General features: G+C 50.1%; 2 tRNA genes and 3 rRNA genes. All 5 read left to right on the forward strand.

From position 1 onward, the window contains the following. The first annotated feature begins 20 nt into the window (after positions 1 to 20). The 5 genes from DXD78_RS20730 (at position 21) to rrf (ending at position 5,096) form a co-directional block, all read left to right on the forward strand. Positions 21 to 1,547: ribosomal RNA gene (locus DXD78_RS20730) — 16S ribosomal RNA — on the forward strand. A 135-nt stretch (positions 1,548 to 1,682) separates the two neighbouring features. Beyond that, a tRNA-Ile gene (locus DXD78_RS20735) sits at positions 1,683 to 1,756 on the forward strand. A gap of 90 nt (positions 1,757 to 1,846) precedes the next feature. Next, positions 1,847 to 1,920, forward strand: a tRNA-Ala gene (locus DXD78_RS20740). A gap of 113 nt (positions 1,921 to 2,033) precedes the next feature. Continuing rightward, a 23S ribosomal RNA gene (locus DXD78_RS20745) occupies positions 2,034 to 4,913 on the forward strand. A 72-nt stretch (positions 4,914 to 4,985) separates the two neighbouring features. Next, positions 4,986 to 5,096 (forward strand): 5S ribosomal RNA (gene rrf, locus DXD78_RS20750). Together the 16S, 23S and 5S rRNA genes with 2 tRNA genes alongside form the textbook arrangement of a ribosomal RNA operon. Positions 5,097 to 5,145 lie beyond the last annotated feature (49 nt).

Raw genomic sequence — 5,145 nt, forward strand, 5'->3', positions numbered from 1 at the left:
TGCGCAGTCAAGATACTTTTACAATGAAGAGTTTGATCCTGGCTCAGGATGAACGCTAGCTACAGGCTTAACACATGCAAGTCGAGGGGCAGCATGAACTTAGCTTGCTAAGTTTGATGGCGACCGGCGCACGGGTGAGTAACACGTATCCAACCTGCCGATGACTCGGGGATAGCCTTTCGAAAGAAAGATTAATACCCGATGGCATAATTCTTCCGCATGGTAGAACTATTAAAGAATTTCGGTCATCGATGGGGATGCGTTCCATTAGGTTGTTGGCGGGGTAACGGCCCACCAAGCCTTCGATGGATAGGGGTTCTGAGAGGAAGGTCCCCCACATTGGAACTGAGACACGGTCCAAACTCCTACGGGAGGCAGCAGTGAGGAATATTGGTCAATGGACGAGAGTCTGAACCAGCCAAGTAGCGTGAAGGATGACTGCCCTATGGGTTGTAAACTTCTTTTATACGGGAATAAAGTGAGGCACGTGTGCCTTTTTGTATGTACCGTATGAATAAGGATCGGCTAACTCCGTGCCAGCAGCCGCGGTAATACGGAGGATCCGAGCGTTATCCGGATTTATTGGGTTTAAAGGGAGCGTAGGCGGACGCTTAAGTCAGTTGTGAAAGTTTGCGGCTCAACCGTAAAATTGCAGTTGATACTGGGTGTCTTGAGTACAGTAGAGGCAGGCGGAATTCGTGGTGTAGCGGTGAAATGCTTAGATATCACGAAGAACTCCGATTGCGAAGGCAGCCTGCTGGACTGTAACTGACGCTGATGCTCGAAAGTGTGGGTATCAAACAGGATTAGATACCCTGGTAGTCCACACAGTAAACGATGAATACTCGCTGTTTGCGATATACAGTAAGCGGCCAAGCGAAAGCGTTAAGTATTCCACCTGGGGAGTACGCCGGCAACGGTGAAACTCAAAGGAATTGACGGGGGCCCGCACAAGCGGAGGAACATGTGGTTTAATTCGATGATACGCGAGGAACCTTACCCGGGCTTGAATTGCAACTGAATGATGTGGAGACATGTCAGCCGCAAGGCAGTTGTGAAGGTGCTGCATGGTTGTCGTCAGCTCGTGCCGTGAGGTGTCGGCTTAAGTGCCATAACGAGCGCAACCCTTATCGATAGTTACCATCAGGTTATGCTGGGGACTCTGTCGAGACTGCCGTCGTAAGATGTGAGGAAGGTGGGGATGACGTCAAATCAGCACGGCCCTTACGTCCGGGGCTACACACGTGTTACAATGGGGGGTACAGAAGGCAGCTACACGGCGACGTGATGCTAATCCCTAAAGCCTCTCTCAGTTCGGATTGGAGTCTGCAACCCGACTCCATGAAGCTGGATTCGCTAGTAATCGCGCATCAGCCACGGCGCGGTGAATACGTTCCCGGGCCTTGTACACACCGCCCGTCAAGCCATGAAAGCCGGGGGTACCTGAAGTGCGTAACCGCAAGGAGCGCCCTAGGGTAAAACTGGTGATTGGGGCTAAGTCGTAACAAGGTAGCCGTACCGGAAGGTGCGGCTGGAACACCTCCTTTCTGGAGTGACGTCTCGACTCGATCGTTGGTTCTTGAAGTTATGCTTCCATAAGAACCTCTTGTGCTGCGCGTAATTGTTTATCAGAATAAGAGAGAAAAGTAGAAGCCGAGCCGTAAGGCGAGGGTTTGACTGACAGTCCTATAGCTCAGTTGGTTAGAGCGCTACACTGATAATGTAGAGGTCGGCAGTTCAACTCTGCCTGGGACTACTTCAAAGTTGAAAACTGAAAATTGAGAAATGAAAATCGGGAACTCTCCGGATTTTCCACTTTCCACTTTCCGTTTTCCACTTATAAGAAGGGGGATTAGCTCAGCTGGCTAGAGCACCTGCTTTGCACGCAGGGGGTCAACGGTTCGAATCCGTTATTCTCCACTCCGTTTTGATTATTGTTTTATAATTGAAACACCGTTCTTTGACATGATGTGACCAAAAAAAAGTAAAGTTAAAAGCTGAAAGTATATATCGACCATACGTGATCGGTAAGACAAAAAGTAAGTAAGGGCACATGGCGGATGCCTTGGCTCTCGGAGGCGATGAAGGACGTGATAAGCTGCGATAAGCTGCGGGTAGGTGCAAATGACCTTTGATCCGCGGATTTCCGAATGGGACAACCCGGTACTTTGAAGAAGTATCATCCTGCATTGCAGGAGGCTAACGCAGGGAACTGAAACATCTTAGTACCTGCAGGAAAAGAAAATAAACAATGATTCCCCCAGTAGTGGCGAGCGAACGGGGAACAGCCCAAACCACCCATGTTACGGCATGTGTGGGGTTGTAGGACCACGTCGTGGCAAGAAAGTTGGTGAGCAGAATGTTCTGGAAAGTACAGCCATAGAGCATGACAGCTGCGTATGCGAAGCCAAGCGAAGCCTAGTGGTATCCTGAGTAGCGCGGAGCACGAGGAATTCTGCGTGAATCTGCCGGGACCATCCGGTAAGGCTAAATACTCCCGAGAGACCGATAGTGAACCAGTACTGTGAAGGAAAGGTGAAAAGCACTTCGAACAGAAGAGTGAAATAGTTCCTGAAACCATGTGCCTACAAGCGGTCGGAGCACCTTCTGGTGTGACGGCGTGCCTTTTGCATAATGAACCTACGAGTTACTTTTTCCGGCGAGGTTAAGGATTTCAGATCTGCAGCCGAAGCGAAAGCGAGTCTGAACAGGGCGTATAGTCGGAAGGAGTAGACGCGAAACCAAGTGATCTACCCTTGGGCAGGTTGAAGGATGGGTAACACCATCTGGAGGACCGAACCAATAAGCGTTGAAAAGCTTCTGGATGACCTGAGGGTGGGGGTGAAAGGCTAATCAAACTTGGAGATAGCTCGTACTCCCCGAAATGCATTTAGGTGCAGCCTTGACTTATACTGGCATGAGGTAGAGCGACTGATAAGATGCGAGGGCTTCACCGCCTATCAAGTCTTGACAAACTCCGAATGCGTGTCAGTTCTATGTCAGGAGTGAGGGCATGGGTGCTAAGGTCCATGTCCTAAAGGAGAACAATCCGGACCAACAGCTAAGGTCCCGAAATGAATACTAAGTTGAACTAACGAAGTCAGATTGCTAAGACAGCTAGGATGTTGGCTTGGAAGCAGCCATTCATTTAAAGAGTGCGTAACAGCTCACTAGTCGAGGAGTTTGGCGTGGATAATAATCGGGCATAAGTATTCTACCGAAGCTTTGGGATGAGAAATCATCGGTAGGGGAGCATTCCACTCGGCGTCGAAGGTGAAGCGCGAGCTTTGCTGGAGCGTGTGGAAAAGCAAATGTAGGTATAAGTAACGATAAAGGGGGTGGGAAACCCCCTCGCCGAAAGACTAAGGTTTCCTGATCAACGCTAATCGGATCAGGGTAAGTCGGGTCCTAAGGCTCAGCCGAACGGCGAGGCCGATGGCAGAACCGGTTAATATTCCGGTACTACCTGTGGGAGTGACGTGGAGACGGAGTCGTGACAGCGCCGCGGACTGACGGAATAGTCCGTTGAAGGGTGTAGATGCTGATTGTTCCAGGCAAATCCGGAGCAAGAGTCGAACCTGATAGTATGGAGCGTTCTTAGAACAATCCAATAGTGCGTGTAATCATACTTCCAAGAAAATCCGCTAAACTTAATCCTGCAGGTACCCGTACCGCAAACGGACACACGTAGTCGGGTTGAATATACTAAGGCGCTTGAGTGATTCACGGTTAAGGAACTAGGCAAACTGACCCTGTAACTTCGGGATAAAGGGTCCTCGCTTAACGGCGAGGCGCAGAGAATAGGTCCAGGCAACTGTTTAACAAAAACACAGGGCTGTGCAAAATTGAAAGATGAAGTATACAGCCTGACACCTGCCCGGTGCTGGAAGGTTAAGAGGAGATGTCATCGCAAGAGAAGCATTGAATTGAAGCCCCAGTAAACGGCGGCCGTAACTATAACGGTCCTAAGGTAGCGAAATTCCTTGTCGGGTAAGTTCCGACCTGCACGAATGGTGTAATGATCTGGACGCTGTCTCAACCGTGAGCTCAGTGAAATTGTAGTATCGGTGAAGATGCCGATTACCCGCGATGGGACGAAAAGACCCCGTGAACCTTTACTATAGCTTAACATTGAATTTGGGTAATTGATGTGTAGGATAGGCCGGAGGCTTCGAAGCAGGTACGCCAGTATTTGTGGAGCCGCTGTTGAAATACGGCCCTTTGATTATTTGAGTTCTAACCCGTTGATGCGGGGACACTGTTTGGTGGGTAGTTTGACTGGGGTGGTCGCCTCCAAAAGTGTAACGGAGGCTTCTAAAGGTGCCCTCACGACGATTGGTAACCGTCGGCAGAGTGTAATGGCATAAGGGCGCTTGACTGGGAGACTTACAAGTCGATCAGGTAGGAAACTAGAGCATAGTGATCCGGTGTTTCTGTATGGAAAGGACATCGCTCAAAGGATAAAAGGTACTCCGGGGATAACAGGCTGATCCCTCCCAAGAGCTCATATCGACGGAGGGGTTTGGCACCTCGATGTCGGCTCGTCACATCCTGGGGCTGGAGAAGGTCCCAAGGGTTGGGCTGTTCGCCCATTAAAGTGGCACGCGAGCTGGGTTCAGAACGTCGTGAGACAGTTCGGTCTCTATCTATCGTGGGCGCATGAAATTTGCGTGGCTCTGACACTAGTACGAGAGGACCGTGTTGGACTGACCTCTGGTTTACCGGTTGTGCCGCCAGGTGCATTGCCGGGTATCTAAGTCGGGATTGGATAAGTGCTGAAAGCATCTAAGTACGAAGCCAGCCACAAGATTAGATTTCTCAGGGTCGTTGTAGACTACGACGTTGATAGGATGCAGGTGTACAGGCAGCGATGTCATAGCCGAGCATTACTAATTGCCCGTCCACTTTTTGCCTTCCGTGTATGGAGGTATATACGTTCAGCAATGTATGGACACTTTACTTTTTTCTCATCATGTCTGCCTTATTCAGGTGACTACAGCACCGGGGTTCCACCTCTTCCCATTCCGAACAGAGAAGTTAAGCCCGGTCACGCCGATGGTACTGCGTAACAGTGGGAGAGTAGGTAGTCGCCGTTTTCAGAAGAAGCCTCCGTGTCTGATAAGGATACGGAGGCTTTGTTCGTTT

The sequence above is a fragment of the Bacteroides sp. D20 genome (assembly GCF_003436255.1).
GTDB lineage: Bacteria > Bacteroidota > Bacteroidia > Bacteroidales > Bacteroidaceae > Bacteroides > Bacteroides uniformis.